13 protein-coding genes are annotated in these 16,020 nt (G+C 47.6%); 7 read left to right on the top strand and 6 right to left on the bottom strand.

Annotated features, from left to right (window positions below):
• The first annotated feature begins 183 nt into the window (after nt 1-183).
• On the top strand, nt 184-2,070 hold the full coding sequence (locus tag QUB77_RS27145) for a ribonuclease J (protein ID WP_333179438.1): 1,887 nt from the start codon (nt 184-186) through the stop codon (nt 2,068-2,070).
• Between the two features lie 227 nt (nt 2,071-2,297).
• Here QUB77_RS27145 and QUB77_RS27140 read toward each other — a convergent pair whose 3' ends face one another.
• The 3 genes from QUB77_RS27140 to QUB77_RS27130 form a co-directional block, all read right to left on the bottom strand.
• Nucleotides 2,298-2,573, bottom strand: coding sequence for a MoaD/ThiS family protein (locus QUB77_RS27140; RefSeq protein ID WP_006632924.1), 276 nt, complete (start codon nt 2,571-2,573; stop codon nt 2,298-2,300).
• 135 nt (nt 2,574-2,708) lie between these two features.
• The gene (gene thrC, locus QUB77_RS27135) at nt 2,709-4,007 is read right to left on the bottom strand and encodes a threonine synthase (RefSeq protein ID WP_333179436.1); all 1,299 of its coding nucleotides are present in this window, start codon (nt 4,005-4,007) and stop codon (nt 2,709-2,711) included.
• A gap of 501 nt (nt 4,008-4,508) precedes the next feature.
• A complete protein-coding gene (locus tag QUB77_RS27130) occupies nt 4,509-4,769 on the bottom strand; it encodes a MoaD/ThiS family protein (protein WP_015179186.1) in 261 nt (86 codons plus the stop codon).
• Nucleotides 4,770-5,263: 494 nt separating this feature from the next.
• Between QUB77_RS27130 and QUB77_RS27125 the strand changes: the two genes are divergently transcribed.
• Nucleotides 5,264-5,551, top strand: coding sequence for a hypothetical protein (locus QUB77_RS27125; protein ID WP_006632921.1), 288 nt, complete (start codon nt 5,264-5,266; stop codon nt 5,549-5,551).
• 540 nt (nt 5,552-6,091) lie between these two features.
• Here QUB77_RS27125 and QUB77_RS27120 read toward each other — a convergent pair.
• Together QUB77_RS27120 and QUB77_RS27115 are read right to left on the bottom strand one after the other, a co-directional pair.
• Nucleotides 6,092-7,468: a cytochrome P450 gene (locus tag QUB77_RS27120; RefSeq protein WP_333179432.1), complete on the bottom strand. Its 1,377-nt coding sequence runs from the start codon at nt 7,466-7,468 to the stop codon at nt 6,092-6,094.
• Between the two features lie 138 nt (nt 7,469-7,606).
• Complete coding sequence (locus tag QUB77_RS27115) at nt 7,607-8,212, bottom strand: hypothetical protein (protein ID WP_333179429.1); 606 nt, start codon at nt 8,210-8,212, stop codon at nt 7,607-7,609.
• A gap of 686 nt (nt 8,213-8,898) precedes the next feature.
• Between QUB77_RS27115 and QUB77_RS27110 the strand changes: the two genes are divergently transcribed.
• The 5 genes from QUB77_RS27110 (at nt 8,899) to QUB77_RS27090 (ending at nt 14,481) form a co-directional block, all read left to right on the top strand.
• The gene (locus tag QUB77_RS27110) at nt 8,899-9,507 is read left to right on the top strand and encodes a COP23 domain-containing protein (RefSeq protein ID WP_333179426.1); all 609 of its coding nucleotides are present in this window, start codon (nt 8,899-8,901) and stop codon (nt 9,505-9,507) included.
• A gap of 116 nt (nt 9,508-9,623) precedes the next feature.
• Entirely contained in the window at nt 9,624-10,016 is a 393-nt protein-coding gene (locus tag QUB77_RS27105) for a hypothetical protein (protein WP_333179423.1), read from the top strand.
• Nucleotides 10,017-10,127: 111 nt separating this feature from the next.
• Complete coding sequence (locus QUB77_RS27100) at nt 10,128-11,351, top strand: COP23 domain-containing protein (RefSeq protein WP_333179420.1); 1,224 nt, start codon at nt 10,128-10,130, stop codon at nt 11,349-11,351.
• Between the two features lie 210 nt (nt 11,352-11,561).
• Nucleotides 11,562-13,802 carry a phosphoketolase gene (locus tag QUB77_RS27095; RefSeq protein WP_333179418.1) on the top strand — a complete coding sequence of 747 codons (2,241 nt, stop codon included), beginning with the start codon at nt 11,562-11,564 and terminating at the stop codon, nt 13,800-13,802.
• A gap of 79 nt (nt 13,803-13,881) precedes the next feature.
• Nucleotides 13,882-14,481, top strand: a complete 600-nt coding sequence (locus QUB77_RS27090; protein ID WP_333179415.1) for a Uma2 family endonuclease — start codon at nt 13,882-13,884, stop codon at nt 14,479-14,481.
• A 588-nt stretch (nt 14,482-15,069) separates the two neighbouring features.
• Here the strand turns inward: QUB77_RS27090 and QUB77_RS27085 are convergent.
• A complete protein-coding gene (locus QUB77_RS27085) occupies nt 15,070-15,891 on the bottom strand; it encodes a methyltransferase domain-containing protein (protein ID WP_333179414.1) in 822 nt (273 codons plus the stop codon).
• Nucleotides 15,892-16,020 lie beyond the last annotated feature (129 nt).

Here is a 16,020-nt window from a genome sequence, read left to right as displayed (position 1 = left end):
GGATTAAAGACTGAAGATAGAAGAATGAAGGCCCAAGACAACTGACTGTACGGGATAGTAAAACCCGCCAGGGAGTTTTCCATAAATATTTGGAAAAATATCGCCCTACCAACTAACAGTAGACGAAAGACGACAGACGACAGACCACAGACCAATAACAAAAATAACTAACAAAGGATACGCATGATCAACAAGAATACAACTGCATCTGCTCTAAAAGTTATTCCCCTCGGCGGGCTGCACGAAATCGGTAAAAACACTTGTGTGTTCGAGTACGGCGACGAAATAATTCTTTTAGATGCCGGTTTAGCGTTCCCGACAGATGGAATGCACGGGGTAAATATAGTCCTCCCAGACATGACTTACCTGCGGGAAAACAGCCACAAAATTAAAGGTATGATCGTGACTCACGGTCACGAAGACCACATCGGCGGCATCCCTTATCACCTCAAACAATTTGAAATTCCCGTCATCTACGGCCCCCGTTTGGCGATGGCTTTGCTAGCCGGAAAACTCGAAGAAGCCGGAGTGTCTCACCGCACAGAATTGAGAACGGTTCGACCCAGGGATACTGTCAGAATTGGCAAGAATTTCTTAGTTGAATACATTCGCAATACTCACTCGATGGCCGACAGTTTTACTGTGGCAATTCACACTCCCGTCGGAATTGTGATCCACACCGGAGACTTTAAAATTGACCACACTCCTGTAGACGGCGAGCATTTTGATTTGCAAAAGCTGGCCGAGTACGGCGAGAGAGGCGTGCTGTGTTTGATCAGTGATTCTACTAACTCGGAAGTTCCGGGTTTTACCGCTTCAGAACGTTCTGTGGCTCCGAATTTAGACAGAATTATCGCTCAAGCACCGGGACGGGTGATGGTGACGACTTTTGCTTCCTCGGTACACCGATTGCAAATTGTTTTGGACTTGGCTAAGAAAAACAATCGCTATGTCGGAGTGGTTGGCCGGTCGATGCTTAACGTCATCGCTCACTGCCGCAATCTCGGCTACATCAAATGCGAAGATAGTATTTTCAAACCGCTGAAAGAAATCCGCAATTTGGCTGAAGACAAGGTACTGATTTTAACTACAGGTTCCCAAGGCGAACCGATGGCGGCGATGACTCGCATTGCTAACGGCGAACATCACGAACTGAAAATTAGAAAAGGCGATACAGTCATTTTCTCAGCTAATCCGATTCCGGGAAATACGATCGCAGTGGTAAACACGATCGATAAACTGATGATGCTGGGAGCACACGTGGTTTACGGCCGCGACAAAGGCATTCACGTTTCCGGCCACGGCTGTCAAGAAGACCAAAAGTTAATGATTAACATGACTCGTCCTAAGTTCTTCTTGCCGGTTCACGGGGAACACCGGATGCTGATCCAGCACTCCAAGACGGCTCAAAGCATGGGCATTCCCGCTAGCAATATGGTGATTATTGACAACGGCGATGTCGTAGAGTTGACTGAAAATTCGATACGGGTGGCTGGTCAAGTGGCTTCAGGAATTGAATTAGTAGATGCTTCTCGATCGGGCGTTGTCAAAGCTAGCGTCCTCAAGGAACGTCAGCAGTTGGCCGGAGATGGCGTTGTAACTGTAGCGGCGGCTTTGAATTGGGAAGGCAAATTAGTTGCCAAACCAGAAGTTCACTTGAAAGGTGTAGTGACATCAGCCGATCGTGCCGAAGTGATCAAATTAATCACTCAAACCATTGAAACAGTTTTGAGCGATCGCTGGTCAGAATTTGTCAAACCCGCCACTGCTGACTCGCAAGTTGATGTTGACTGGGTAGGAGTTCAAACGCAAATAGAAAAGGCTATTCAGCGAGTGATGCGCCGGGAACTTCAAAGCAATCCCCTGCTGGTATTCCTGATGCAAATTCCAGAAGAAGCAGTGCGATCGGAAAAAGTAGCAGCATCTCCCGGTTCCCTGGAAGCACCTAAGCTATTATCCTCGCAATCATCGCCCTCGCAATCATCGCCATCATCCCCATCCTTGCCATCTCCTGCCAATCAGGTGACGGGCCGGCGCCGTCCCCGGACTGCTGCAAGGGCAGCTTCTTAGGGCGATAATTCTCGGACGCACTGCGAACCAAGAAAGGAGTTTTAGGTTGTGTAGTTGCGCTTGGACGCCCAAGCGCAACTACAAGCCTAGATTTGATTTCACAAATAGATTTCCTCACTAAGTGAGGGAATAGTTTTTAACCGCCGATAAACGCAAATGAACGCAGATAGTAATTAATTCTATCTGCGTTCATTTGCGTTTATCTACCACCATCTGCGGTTGCAAAATCAGCCACCAGCAACTGCTGGAACAATGCTAACTTCATCGCCATCTTGGAGAGCAGTTTTTGAGCCATCCAAAAAGCGGATGTCTTCGCTGTTGACGTAGAAGTTGAGAAATCTGCGGGGCTCTCCTTTTTCGTCGCACAGGCTTTTTTTGATGCCGGGACAATTTGTTTCCAGCGATTCAATTAGTTCGGAAATGTTATCGCCAGCGCACTCGATGGTGGCTTGATTGTTGGTAAATTTTTGCAGGGGAGTGGGAATTAAAACTTTGACGGTCATTTTTTTAGTCCTTAGTCAGTAGTCATTTATGAGTTATTAGTCCTCAGTCATTAGTCATCAGTGATGGGTCAGTAGTCATCAGTCAACAGCTTAACAACCTATGACTAATGACTGCCGACTACTGACTAATAGCTGTTAAACCGAAACTTGTTGCCATTCTAAGCGTTCGAGTGTGCGGGCACGTTCTAGGGCGCGCTCGAAGGCTTCTAGTTTCGGTTCGAGGGTGATGGGTTCGCCGATGTAGCCTTGAACTGCTTCTTGCGTTTTCAAACCGTTGCCGGTGATGTAAGCGACGGTGGTTTCATCGGGATTGATTTTACCTGCTTCTACGAGTTTCTTCAAGACTGCGATTGTTGTGCCGCCTGCGGTTTCAGTGAAGATGCCTTCGGTTTCTGCCAACAGTTTCATGCCTTCGATGATTTCGGTGTCGCTGACTGATTCGATGTTGCCGCCTGTTTTGCGGGCGATTTCCAAGGCGTACATACCGTCGGCTGGATTGCCGATCGCGATCGACTTAGCAATTGTATTCGGTTTCACCGGTTTTACGAAATCGCGGTCTTCCCGGAATGCTTGGGCGATGGGGGAACAGCCGTCAGCTTGGGCACCGCTGAATCGAACTTTCTTTTCGTCCACTAAACCGACTTCGATGAATTCATTAAAGCCTTTGTAAATCTTTGTGAACAAAGAGCCGGATGCCAGGGGAGCCACGATGTGATCGGGCAATTGCCAGCCTAGCTGTTCGGCAACTTCGTAACCGAGGGTTTTTGAGCCTTCGGAATAGTAGGGACGCAAGTTGATATTGACAAATCCCCAGCCATGTGTATTGGCGACTTCGCAACAGAGACGGTTAACTTGGTCGTAGTTGCCGTGAACTGCCATGACAGTTGGATTGTAAATCAGAGTGCCGAGGACTTTGCCTGCTTCTAAGTCTGAGGGGATGAAGACTACGCAGTCGAGTCCGGCGTGGGCGGCGATCGCAGCCGTAGAGTTAGCTAAATTGCCGGTGCTGGCGCAGGATACTGTTGTGAAACCCAATTCTCTCGCTCTACTGAGGGCAACTGACACCACTCTGTCTTTAAAGCTGAGAGTGGGCATATTGACGGCATCGTTTTTAATATAAAGATTTTTTAGACCGAGGCGGCGCGCCAAGCGGTGGGATTTTAATAGAGGAGTCATCCCAGTGCCGACATCGATGACGTTATCTGTAGCGACTGGTAAAAATGCGCGATAGCGCCAGATCGAGTTGGGTCCGGCTTGGATGGTTTGGCGAGTGACGGTGCGACGGATGGCGTCGTAGTCGTACTTGACTTCAAGCGGGCCAAAACAGCAATCGCAGACGTGCTTAGCTTGGAGTTCGTACTCTTCGCCGCATTCTTTACATTTGAGGGCTGTGAAGGTTGCTGCTGTGGATTGGGTTCTGGTCGCCTGGGTCATAGCTCAACTCTCTAGTTTTGCGATGTTTTCTTAGTCTTGTGCAAGATTAGCACGGTCAATTTAGTGCGTCAACTATACCCGATTTTTTTAGTCGGGATTGATTTTTCAGTTACTTTTGAGTTAAACAGTAGTGTATTTAACTTTGAGATTTGGGCGAGCGGAATGCCCACTCCACAAGGATTTGACTTGTTTTCAGGATCTGGCTGGGAACCCAGATTGTCAGCCCCGCACGCGAGCCCGATCGAGCTCAAGGATGATTTGCCGACGGAATTGTTACAAAACTTAATAAATCTTTTTTGGGGTCACAATTGGGTAGTGGTGCGATCGAACACAACTACAAAACCTCGAATTTTTGATTAACTGAGGTGTTGCACCATTCTCGCTTAACAGGCTTTCCGGCCTGTTCCACAAAAAAATTCATCTCTTGTGGAACAGGCCCGAAAGCCTGTTCATAAAAAGCTTATTGAGAATGGTGCAACATTTCAGATTAACCAACTTAGCCTACCCACCGCTGACGGGAGGGATGAGTACAACTTCGTCGCCGTCTTGGAGGATGGTGTCGGGGGAGACGAATTCCAGGTTGAGGCCGAAGCGGGTGCGATCGCGCCATTGTTCTAATTGAGGATATTGGGCGATCGAGCTTTCGAGCACTTGAGAGACTGGGGTTTCGGGAGGAAGTTCTAAGGTAAGTTCCGAAACGCCGTAGGCTTCACCGAAGGCGGCGAACAGTTTAACGGTGATGGTAATCGAAGAGTTAGACACGGCTGTTGAGTGCGATCGACGGTTTGGCAATTATCAACTACACCATACAATTAATTAGGAATTAGGCGCGCCGAGGCTTAGAATTGAAAGCGGCAACCTCTAGTTAAGTTTTACCCCAGCGGGTAAAGATGATAGTTGATTGCAGCAAAAAGTCTTAACAAGACTGTATGCCGATCGCTCTCACCAACCAGGCGTTAGAAGCACTTGGCATCCACTTAGATGCAGCTAGCTAAGGTCTAGTTAGCTGCTGTTGAGGCTAATGGGAGAATAATTTTTGAGGATGCGGTATAGATACTTTACGGTAATTGTGGGAGAGTACAAAAAGCTCGCACTACATTTAGCAGGCTCCAACGCAGACAAGGCCTTGTCAACCCGCTTCTCCTGACAAAAAATCAGGTTATAAAGTGCGGATTGGAATTTTCAAACCTTTGCCCTGCTTAGCAAGCTAGCCTTTTTATCTAAGAACAATACTGAAGTTAACGCGATAGAGATATATGGCAAATAACGATTTTAAAGTGCTTCAAATTATTGAAGCTAAAGGCTGGTATGCCTTTGGGAGTACGAAGCAAAGCCAGCACGTTGAGAGATGGGTAAGACCTGTCGTGTGTTGGGTTTTAATAGAAGATAAAAAAAAGCGACGGGTTGTGACAGCTACCGCTAGCTATCAGATCCAGATTGACGATAAAGAAGTGGAGTTTTTTGCCCACGAAAGCGAAATTCAAGATCTGGAGAGTCTCCCGAAGTCGGTCTCGGTATCGGAATTTCTGAAAACCGAAGATTGAGAGAAGGGCAGAAGGAGATAATTTAACAAGTTATTAATTATTCCTTAGTGATTCCTTAAACTTGCTGTCGGATTCTATTGGAATGAGAGGCAGAAGCTCTAGATTGGGGAGAGGGGGAGATGAGGACAGGGGGAGAATTTATACTTTTGCTTTGCCTTCTGCATCTTGTCTCCAATGCCTCAAGTACCGCAAAAAATAAAGAGGCCGGAAGATTGCTGGCAATGCCAACACGCTTCCGACCTTGCTGAATAACAGGGTATGCATATGTTTTTAAAGTATGGCAGGCAGGCTTTTGAGATATCAAGAGGACTATTGCAATCACCCACTTTTGCTTTTAGGCTGTGTTTGCAAGGCTGCAACTATTTTAGACTGAAAATTTGAAAAGTGAGAGGGGGCGAGGGTTACAGGTTAAGGATTCTAGCTATTTATCTGTAGCGGGTGCTACAAAAAATGGTGGCATTTGCGGACGATCGCACATTCTCGCTAAATTGTTGGCACTCAAAGCTGAAAGTTCGATCGCCCGCTGCCACCGCTGCGACATCAAACCCCACTAGCGACAGGTTCAGGCATCTGCTGCCGCATCCGCCGCCCCTGCAGAGCCATCCGCACGCCGCCGGCAGGCCCTAAAGTCACCCCTCGGCGTTTGGCTTGTACGGGCTTTTTCTCGGCCAATACCAGGTCGAAATTCCGCAAAATGGTTGCCAGCACGAGTTTCATCTCCAACTGCGCCAGCGCCAAGCCGATACATCGGCGACTGCCGCCTCCAAAGGGCAAATACTCATAAGGCGAGAATTGCCTCTCCAAAAACCGTTCCGGTTTAAATTGCAGGGGTTCTGGATACAAATCCTCCCGTCTGTGGGTCAAATAAATCGAGCCGATGACAACCGTGCCCGGTTCGAGTTGATGTCCCATAAGTTCCACGGGCGTGAGAACTTCTCGCGCAAACGTCAGCATTCCCACCGGGTAAATTCGCAGCGTCTCCTGACAAACTGCACTCAGGTAAGGTAAGCGGAAAATCTCCATCGGGTCGGGATTTTCCCCCAAACTGTCCAATTCTTGCAGCAACTTCTGGCGCACCGAGGGCAAACTGTGAATCCAGTAAAATGCCCAAGCTAGGGCCGTTGCTGTGGTTTCGTGGCCTGCAAACAGCAGCGTCATCAACTCGTCGCGCAATTCTTCATCCGTCATTGGTTGCCCGTTTTCGTCGCGCGCGGCCATCATTAAGCTGAGAATGTCGGTGCGGCTGGCGTCTGGTTGCTGTCTGCGTTCTTCAATTTCCGCGTCGATCAGGGCGTCAACTTTCCGCTGCCGCTGTTTCATGCGTCCCCAAGGACTCCAAGATCCCCAATCTTGCTGCATCCAGCCGAAAAACAGTATGCTCGATCGCAGGGGAGAGTTGGTCATATCGAGGACTGAGGCAAGTAGGGGCCTGATCTCTTCCAATCGTGGCCCGTCATCCATGCCGAAGACAGCTTGCAAGATTACCCGCATGGTGACTTCCTGCATGGCGCTGCGCGCCACAAAAGGTCGATCGACCGACCACTTGCTGGCAACATCTTGAGCGATATCGCAAATTAGTTGGCCGTAATTCCGCATCCGTTCCCCGTGAAAAGGTGGCATCAATAATTGGCGCTGGCGTTTGTGCCTTTCTCCCGAGAGCATAATCATGGATTGTTCTCCCATCAAGGGTTTTAGGATGCTGTTCAGGCGGCCTGGAGCGTGAAACGCGCTGCTATTGAGCATCTCCTGGACAGCTTGCGGGTGGTGGATCATCACCAATGGTTTCCCGTTGTTCACTCTAGCTGTGAAAATGTCGCCGTATTGTTTGGCACATTTATCCATGAATGTCAGCGGATCGCCGATCCATTGAATTAGCTGCACAAAGGGTGGAGCTTTGGGGCCGTTAGGTAGTGTCATAGGAATTACCGGGGTTTGGGTCACAGGACTTAGCAGTATCAACAAATCTCAAAGGGTTTGAAGGTTGGTTCAATCCCTCCCAACCCTTGTTTTTAAGGGGAGAATTGCGTAAGTCCCATCTCCAATAATTTTAATAGCTTATTCTCGAACGGTGTTCAAAATATCCTCTCCAAGCTCTGTAAAACGAACAGTTTTGATTTGCCAAGGAGCATAACTGGTTAAAGTTTGGCGCACGCCCCCGAACAAACCTAACATCTGACAACTGGACAGATTTTGCAATTTTTGCCGTGAACTTCCCGATGCTCGCAGATCCACGGTAGCTATTCCGAGGTCGCGATCGATCTTGAGGCGATAACCAGCCAAACCAAGACTATCGAAAATCTGCTGCTTTAACACTTCATTAACCGCCGATGACATTAACTGGTTCTCTGGGCCTGTAACTGTTTCCGGCTTCAGAGTTTGACACAAATTATCTACCTTATAAACCGTAACGGTGGCAGTATTTTCTGAGAGGGTAGCACTGCCTAAAACAGAGGCAACAGAGTTAGAAGACTGCGTGAATTGACTCGATCGAGCCTCAGTTTGATTTCCCATTAGCTGTAAGTGTGGGAACTGACGCCCGCTTGCTGAGAATTGCCTCTGGTTTTCGGCCGAGTTAGCTGCATCATAGCTAGAACAACTGCTAGCGCCAGTCAGAATTAATCCAGTCGCTAAATACCCGAACTGTTTGCAGATACGGTTCATAGTTTTTAATACTCAACTAAACGTTAGTGTACCGAGGATGAACTTTGGTGGTAGAAAGCACTTACTCCCTGATTACACTCACTTAGAAGTATTTCTAGGTATCCCTAATCCGGAGATGAAAACAAGTTAAGAGTTCTGGTTAATACCTCCTATTTAGTGTTCGATCAGGCACATAGGGTAATACCCATCATCTGTGCAACCCAGGCGTCTCCGTATCTCAGCAGATAAAGCTAGCGACCTAGAGCTTAAGTGATACCAAATACCGTGTCAGTGGTCTGATGTACCGTGGCAATTCGACCCATCCCAATGTCTGAGACCAAGAGCCTCTTTCCGGTTTGCGACAGCCTGAGTTGGATTAGTAGTAATGACAACATAATTCAGACTGGCGGGCGCATTTTAAGCTCGCCTTCGGAGCGCTTTTTTAACAGCGCCGAAATCGCCGTTAGAGGGAATGTGCAAGTCGCGAACAATATCAAAACTTACGAATCAAGAGCAAAGAAACCGGGTTTTTTAACCAGGCATAAGGGCTGCAACGAAGTGTTTTCGTAAAAAAACTGGTTTCTGGTCAAGTCGCGAATCAGATAATTCCTCAGTCAGCGGAGTTGTAACGAACAGGCGTGTCAAGGGTGTTATCGCAGCATTCGGTGATTTTGGTGCCGAATCTCATAAAACACAGTGAAAAAATCATGAAACAGCAATTATTGACAAAAGTTTTGGTGGCAACAGCTTGCGCCCTCACCGGCCTGACGGTTGCTTCTGGACCGAGTTACAGTCGGGGAGCACAGGGGGAAAGTGGATTTTGGTGCAGTACCTCGACCGGTGCGCCGGTGACGGTGTACCAAAACGCTCAAGGTGCCGTAGAGCCTTGGATTGAGTGGACTTCCGATTATTTCTCCGGTTCTGGGTACGATCCGGCAACTCGGTGTCAATTAGTGAGTCAACGCCTCGAAACCTATCGCCGCCGACGAATGCTTAAGTACATTACAGCAGGTCAGATGAACGGCCAGAACGTCATCTGCACGGCGAATCAAGTCAATGGGCTGTGTCAAAATTTGATTTATACCCTCAGACCCGGCCAAGACCCGATCGGCTCTTTGTATAATTTGTTGGCTTGGCGGCAAGGATATGTCGGGATGCCGTCTTTTGATGAAACCAGTAAAATTCCTTACATTGATGTCAGGGAAAAGCTAGGGGAAAACATGGATGATGAGGCGCAACTGCCCCCTTTTCCCCACCGTTCGGACAGCCTTAAAGATTGGCAAATTTTCCATCCCATCACCAATTCCAAGGATTGAGGTGGCAAATTTGGCGCATCAAACAGCGGTACGCATCCCGACGGGAATATCTTCTGGTTCTGGGACGATCGTCGGCCAGCAGGGCCAAACCTATAGGATGCTGACTAACTAGCACGTTGTGGCGATCGGATAATGGTCACGACGACGGCCTCCTCCACCCACTGCTAGGAGTTCCGAGGCGGCTGGGCGATATCGATCGGGCGATCGATCAGTTTCGCGGCGCGATCGAGTATAAAATAGCACTATTCACCATTGAACCCGGAGCGGTGTCTGAGCCAGTGTTGGCAGTCGGCTTTCCTGCGGGTGCTGAGGTTGGGGCTTTAGGGGTGACGCGGGCTTCGTTTCGGTGCTGCTACCCAAATCTTTGCCTCAAGGTTATATTGGGCTATACAAATGAGGTTAAAATCGGTAGGAGTGGCGACCCGATTTTTAATGCCAAAGGTTTCTTGGTTGGGATTAACGTTAGGGGCAAGTATCGAAATCCAAATTTTGGCGTCTATGAAGAATGAAGATGGAAGTGAACCAACAGCGGAATTATTGGAGAAAATAATTAAATCCAGTTGGGTAATTCCGATTAGTATATATTTGCAGTTCGCCTCGTCTCATCTAGGGAGTTATCGATGAATGTGTGGAGTTTGCGGTTTGACGCGCTGACAATCATCTTGACAGGTGCATTAACAGTGACGGCGGTTGTCAGCCAACAATATGCTGCCTGTGCCAAAACAGCCGAAGAAATTGCCCAGCTAGCGACCTTGACAACTGTGGAAGTCAACAATACACTGGGTTTTTTTGCTAGTGGATCGGGAGTAATTATTGCCAAACAGGGTAATATTTACACTGTTCTGACAGCTAATCATGTGGTGGCAAGCCTCGCTCAAAAATACAGCATTCGCACTCATTTAGAGAAGGATTATGCTGCGATTAGAATACAGCGACTCCCGAAAAATGACAGGGATATAGACTTGGCTTTAATACAGTTTCAGAGCAGAGAACAATATCCAGTAGCACCAATGGGCGAGTCAGAACGTGCTGTTGTCGGTTCTGCTATTTACGTTTCTGGCTATCCGCTGCCAATTTCGGGATTTGAACGAAAACTTGAGTTTACTGCTGGTATCATCTCTTCTCGCTTGGGCAGCGCCTCATCAGGGTATCGTCTGCGCTACCAAGCTGTAACCAGGCGCGGGATGAGCGGTGGGCCTGTATTTGATGCGGATGGCAGGGTGGTAGGAATTCACGGCCAGGGGGATACTGTTGGCACAATTAGGAGTCAGTGGAACGGTCAGATTGAGGAGATAAAAACGGGGTTGAACGCGGCAATCCCGATCGATGCTTTTAGGGAGTTGCTATCACAAAATAAGCAGAACAGCTTTGATATTCTCAGCAATCTTTCTATCAGCAGCACTTTCGATCAAAACCAACCGAATCGGGGTTATGGAGGATTTGTGTGCGATACCTCGACGGGTGAGCCGGTAACGGTGTATCAAAATCCGCAAGGGTTCAGGGAGCCTTGGATTCGCTGGAATTCTAATTTCTTTTCTAGTTCGGGCTACGATCCTCTAACTCGCTGCCAACAAGTGACTCAGCGCCTTGAGAATTATAACCGCAATAAACAGCTAAATTATGTCACTGTGGGTATTGTAAATAACCAGAAAGCGATTTGCACGACTAGCCGCGTTAATGGGCCTTGCGAAGGTTTGATATACACGCTGCGCCGCGATCAAGATCCGGCTCCTGCACTTAGCAGTTTTTTTGTTTGGCTGGGGAATCAAAAGGCTGTGCCTTCTCTTTCTGAAAGCGGTACTGTGCCTTATATAGATGTTCGGGAACGGCTGGAACAATTTTAGATTTGGGATTTGAGATGGATTAGTAATGGGTAAACACAGAACCCCGACTTTTTGCATAAGTCGGGGTTCTCAAACAACTACTTATTAGCTGAAAATTTGAGATATTTTACTTATTTATCACTGACATAATAGAACTCATGATTTTTTGGAACACGGAAGCTATAAAATTACTCTTACATTAATCCAATTCAAATTTTTCAGGTATCAAGCATGACAGCAACTACCCCGCAGGCAACGTCAACAACGCCCGCTTTTTGCGAAGGCATTCAATATTTGGCTGAAACAGTCCCTGGTTTTGAGACTTACGGGAAAGCACCTGCGATCGCCTCTGGGAGCAAGTCGATCGCCGATCCGGCCGATCCCGTCGCCGTCTTTCAAACGATGCTGGGAGCCGACGCCCTGCGCTACCTGACGCTGCAAGTTACCGCGAGCAAGGCATCGGGACATCCGGGGGGTTTTGCTAGCCAAGCTGAGGCTTATGCCGCTTTGGTGATGCTCGGACACAAGAACATTGTCACCGAAGTAGGGCATCACGCGCCGGGCTTTTACAGTGCCATGTTTCTCGATCGATCTTTGGAGGATATGGGAATTTTCAACGTGCAGCAAGTACGCGATAAATTCCGAGAAAAAGACGGTTTGTTAGGGCATCTTTCCGGTTTCATTCCCGGTCTTTTAGCACCAGCCGGCCCCCTCGGACAAGGGCAGCATTTCGCAATGGCTGGAGCACTTTTGCACCGCGAAAAACTGTTTGCTTTCACAATGGGCGACGGCGGCATGGGCGAACCCTATCCGATGAGCAGCATGGCGCATTTCCACACTGCTTATCCCAGCGTTACTAACTTTTTGCCTGTGTTGGTTTGGAACGGATATTCTCAGGAACATCACAGCATGGTTTCGACTAAAACTAATGCTGAAATGATTGCTTATTGGCAAGGCAACGGTTTTGAAGAAGTTATCTTAGTTGATGCTAAGGAATTTGACGATAAAAATCAACCGGAAGATTATGTTGACAGCACTGCTTTTTCGCTTGAACAGCGCATGGCATTTACCAAAGCTGTTTTAGAAGGAGTTGACAAAGCGGCAAAATCTGCTCTCGGCGGCAAATTAACTGCGTTTATTATCAAACAGTTGAAAGGTGCCGGGGTACACGCGCGCGGAGCAAAATCTCATAACCTTTATCCGAAAGATACGCTGGATGCTCCGCACATTATCAGTGCTTTAAAAGAGCGCGCTTTGACTGCTGCTGCTTGGGAGTTGGTTCGGACAAATTGCGAGCGTGCCGGCGGCGGGCCGGCGGCGAAAACAGTTGTTACTGAGTTTACATTGCCGCTGCCCGATTTAGGCGAATTGCCTTTAGAAGAATTTGCTATTGGAGGAGAAGCGAAGATTTCGACAACAGCAATGGGGCGTTTGGTAGGGAAAGTTGGCGAGTGCGATCGTACTTTTCTTGTCACTAATGCTGACGGCAATGAAGCATCGGCAATTGCCAATATCAACCAAGCTCTCAAGATTATTCACCCGACCACAGATGACCTGTACAATCAATCGCCAAACGGTCAAGTATACGAACCTTTGAGCGAAGATGCTTGCGCCGGTTTAGCCGTAGGTTTATCGCTATTCGGAGCGCGGAGTTTGTGGTGTTCTTACGAATCTTTTGCCATCAACGGTTTACCAATTTGGCAAACTGTAACCCAAGCAATGGCAGAATTGCGCCGTCCAACTCCCGCAACTGTCACCTTATTTACAGCGGGTGCATTGGAACAAGGCCGTAACGGTTGGACGCACCAGCGGCCGGAAATTGAGGCTTATTTTGCGGCGATGATGCGGAACGGAAATGTGTTTCCTTTGTTTCCACCGGATGCTAACAGCATTCAAGCTTGTTACGAGTGGGCTTTGACTGCTAAAAATAAGGGAGTTGTGATTACTGCGAGCAAGTCGCCGCTGCCAATTCGCACTACTTTTGAACAGACTCGCCAAGCTTTGCAAGACGGTGCCATAGTGCTGCACGAAGTCGATTCCCCCCAAGCTTCCCAGAATCAAGGGGGGAGCAAGAAAGTTGTGTTTGCAGTTGTCGGCGACATGACTTTAATGCCAGTGTTTGAAGCGGCGGCATTTTTAGAAACAGAAGGGATTGGAGTGCGGATTGTTTCTATTGTGAATCCCCGGCGTTTGTATCGTGCTAGCGATGTTGCTTGGGATACTTGTTCGGAAGCTGACGGCGGCTTTTTGAGCGATGAGAAATTTGCCGAATTGTTTGGCGGAGATGCCTTGATTGGCGTGACAGGCGGTGCTTCTGGGATGTTGGAACCTGTGATGCTCCGCAGCAATTGCAAGCGGGATACTTTCGCTTGGAAGCGGGGGGAAACTACTGCTAGTGCTGGTCAGTTGATGGCGTTTAATGGGTTGACTGCTGAGGCGTTGACTAAAAGGGCGATCGAGCTAGTTCATTAAGTTAGAATCTGAGTGAATGCCCCTGCCTGGTTTGTCCTGGGTAGGGGCTAGTAATATTTAAAATAGGATCGTGATACCTATGACAGCAAAAATTTTAGAAGAAATAGGTACGCTTGCACAACAGCGATTGATTCTCCCCGGTTATTATACTTGGCAGCAATTTGAGGCGATCGAATCTTTGATGGCCGACTCTCCGGGTTTGCGGATAACTTATCTTGATGGGTGGATCGAGTTTATGACACTGGGCGAAGCACATGAGACAATCAGTTGTATTCTTAATTTTTTGCTACAACTCTACTTTTGTGAAATGGGAATTGAATATATTCCTGTAGGGAGTGCAACTCGCAGAGACCGGGAAAGAGATGTATCATTTGAACCAGACGAGTCTTATTATATAGGTTCAAGAAAAGAACATCCCGATTTAGCCGTGGAAGTAACTATTACTAGCGGTAGCACAAGTAAACTAGCTAAATATCTGCGACTTCGCATTGCTGAAGTTTGGTTTTGGGAAAATAATCAGCTTGCTGTCTATCGGCTGCGCGAGGATGATTACGAACAAGTTTCAAGAAGTGAGTTTTTGCCGGAGTTGGATTTAGAATTGTTGGTACGCTGCGTTTTAATGCCTTCAAGGATTGAGGCAAGGACAGAGTTTCTTAATGGAATTCGGCAAGTGGGTTGAATGCTGAGGAGTTGGTAAAAAGTGCGATCGTCTACGAGGGCTTCGCTAACGGCTTGATTGGTTAAGCTAAAATGTGACAGACAACCATTGGCTCTCACAAACAACCTTTGGGCGATCGGCTCCAAGGATTTGTTAGACTTGTAGGTGTAAAGTTACTAAGCTCAGAAAGAGGAAATTTTATAGCTTTTATATGAAATATTTTAGGATCGGAGTTATTCCTATCTCTATTCTGTTGATCTGCGTCAATCCATTGTCATCTGCGAGCCGAAAAATTCTCTTTTTAAAACCGCAGATGAGGGCAGATAAACACAGATTAACGCAGATGAATTAGATCTATTCCGGTTGCAGCGTCCGTGATTTTTGACGGTTGACTAGATTTCACGCCCGACGATGAAGCGCGGATTTGATATGATAGGATTCTAGAGCTATACGCGCAGCTTTAACCTAATTTTGAGGGTAGGATTTATTGTGATTTTTTTCGTATTTTACTGTTAGATAAGTTGGCTTTGTTAGCTCGTAATTTAGCGATAGTGCTAGAGGTTTTGTTGTGGCAGAACCTCAATATGTGGTGAAAAAATTGTCTTAATTTTATTCATTTTTTTCCCCGCCAGCCATTAGCCAAAAACTCATCATTAATCGTCTATCGCCCGCAGCTACAAACTCATCCCGCGAAACCAGATAGCTTTCTATTTCCGACTCGGAAATTAACCCTTGTTTGACCATTTGCAAAATGGGCCCGGAGTCCAGCAAAGGTTCAAACGCCTCAATTCCGATGATATCGCTGTGGCTGACAACCGCTTCTAAATCAACGCTAACAAACCCAGCTTCTTTGAGAATGCGGCACAGATTTCGCCCGACGCATAAATTGCCGCCCCGCGATGCTATCACCTGCTTGAATTTCTCCCGAACAATCTCGACTGACCAAGGTGGATTTGTCAGCCAAAACAAATCTGCGTCGCTATCAATAATCACCAGTTTGCCGCCGGGTTTCAAGATGCGGAATATTTCTATAGCTGCTGCGACGGGATCTGGGAGGTGAACGAACAGCAAACGGGCGATCGCAAAATCGAAAGTGTTAGCCGCCAAACCAGTATCCGCAACCGATGCTTGGATGCGATCTACTCGATCGCCCCCTTTGTCCTGTAAATATGCTACTGCTTTTTCGTGCAGGGCGGGGTCAATTTCTACTGATGTTACCGAACTGTTTGGCAGCAATTCTAACAGTTTTTCAGTGAAAAATCCCGGGCCGCTACCCGCTTCCACAACATTCATCCCGTCAGCTAAACCGAACCACTTTAAAGTGCGCGCTTCCTTTTTCCAACTGAGGTTAACTTGATCTTTTAACCGCTGGATTTCTGCTTCAAGTTCCAGATTGTACGTGCTGGCTTGATACGAACCTTCTGCTGTCATAAAATTATCCTTCTTCTTGCTTGGACACCTAGATTATAATAGAACTGCGCTTTAGCGCAATTCTCGTTGCGGACATCCACAACGCGAGTTGGCGGACAGATGCAGGACGGGAGCCAGGTAATTCCTCTA

It is taken from the genome of Microcoleus sp. AT9b-C3, from assembly GCF_036705485.1.
GTDB lineage: Bacteria > Cyanobacteriota > Cyanobacteriia > Cyanobacteriales > Microcoleaceae > Microcoleus.
The sequence above is the reverse complement of the archived record's forward strand: the minus strand, read 5'-3'. Positions and strand labels throughout refer to the sequence as shown.

Coding starts and splice junctions, on each gene's coding strand:
- QUB77_RS27145 (WP_333179438.1), top strand. CDS start 184: ATGATCAACAAGAATACAACTGCATCTGCTCTAAAAGTTATTCCCCTC.
- QUB77_RS27140 (WP_006632924.1), bottom strand. CDS start 2,573: ATGACCGTCAAAGTTTTAATTCCCACTCCCCTGCAAAAATTTACCAAC.
- thrC (WP_333179436.1), bottom strand. CDS start 4,007: ATGACCCAGGCGACCAGAACCCAATCCACAGCAGCAACCTTCACAGCC.
- QUB77_RS27125 (WP_006632921.1), top strand. CDS start 5,264: ATGGCAAATAACGATTTTAAAGTGCTTCAAATTATTGAAGCTAAAGGC.
- QUB77_RS27120 (WP_333179432.1), bottom strand. CDS start 7,468: ATGACACTACCTAACGGCCCCAAAGCTCCACCCTTTGTGCAGCTAATT.
- QUB77_RS27115 (WP_333179429.1), bottom strand. CDS start 8,212: ATGAACCGTATCTGCAAACAGTTCGGGTATTTAGCGACTGGATTAATT.
- QUB77_RS27110 (WP_333179426.1), top strand. CDS start 8,899: ATGAAACAGCAATTATTGACAAAAGTTTTGGTGGCAACAGCTTGCGCC.
- QUB77_RS27100 (WP_333179420.1), top strand. CDS start 10,128: ATGAATGTGTGGAGTTTGCGGTTTGACGCGCTGACAATCATCTTGACA.
- QUB77_RS27095 (WP_333179418.1), top strand. CDS start 11,562: ATGACAGCAACTACCCCGCAGGCAACGTCAACAACGCCCGCTTTTTGC.
- QUB77_RS27090 (WP_333179415.1), top strand. CDS start 13,882: ATGACAGCAAAAATTTTAGAAGAAATAGGTACGCTTGCACAACAGCGA.
- QUB77_RS27085 (WP_333179414.1), bottom strand. CDS start 15,891: ATGACAGCAGAAGGTTCGTATCAAGCCAGCACGTACAATCTGGAACTT.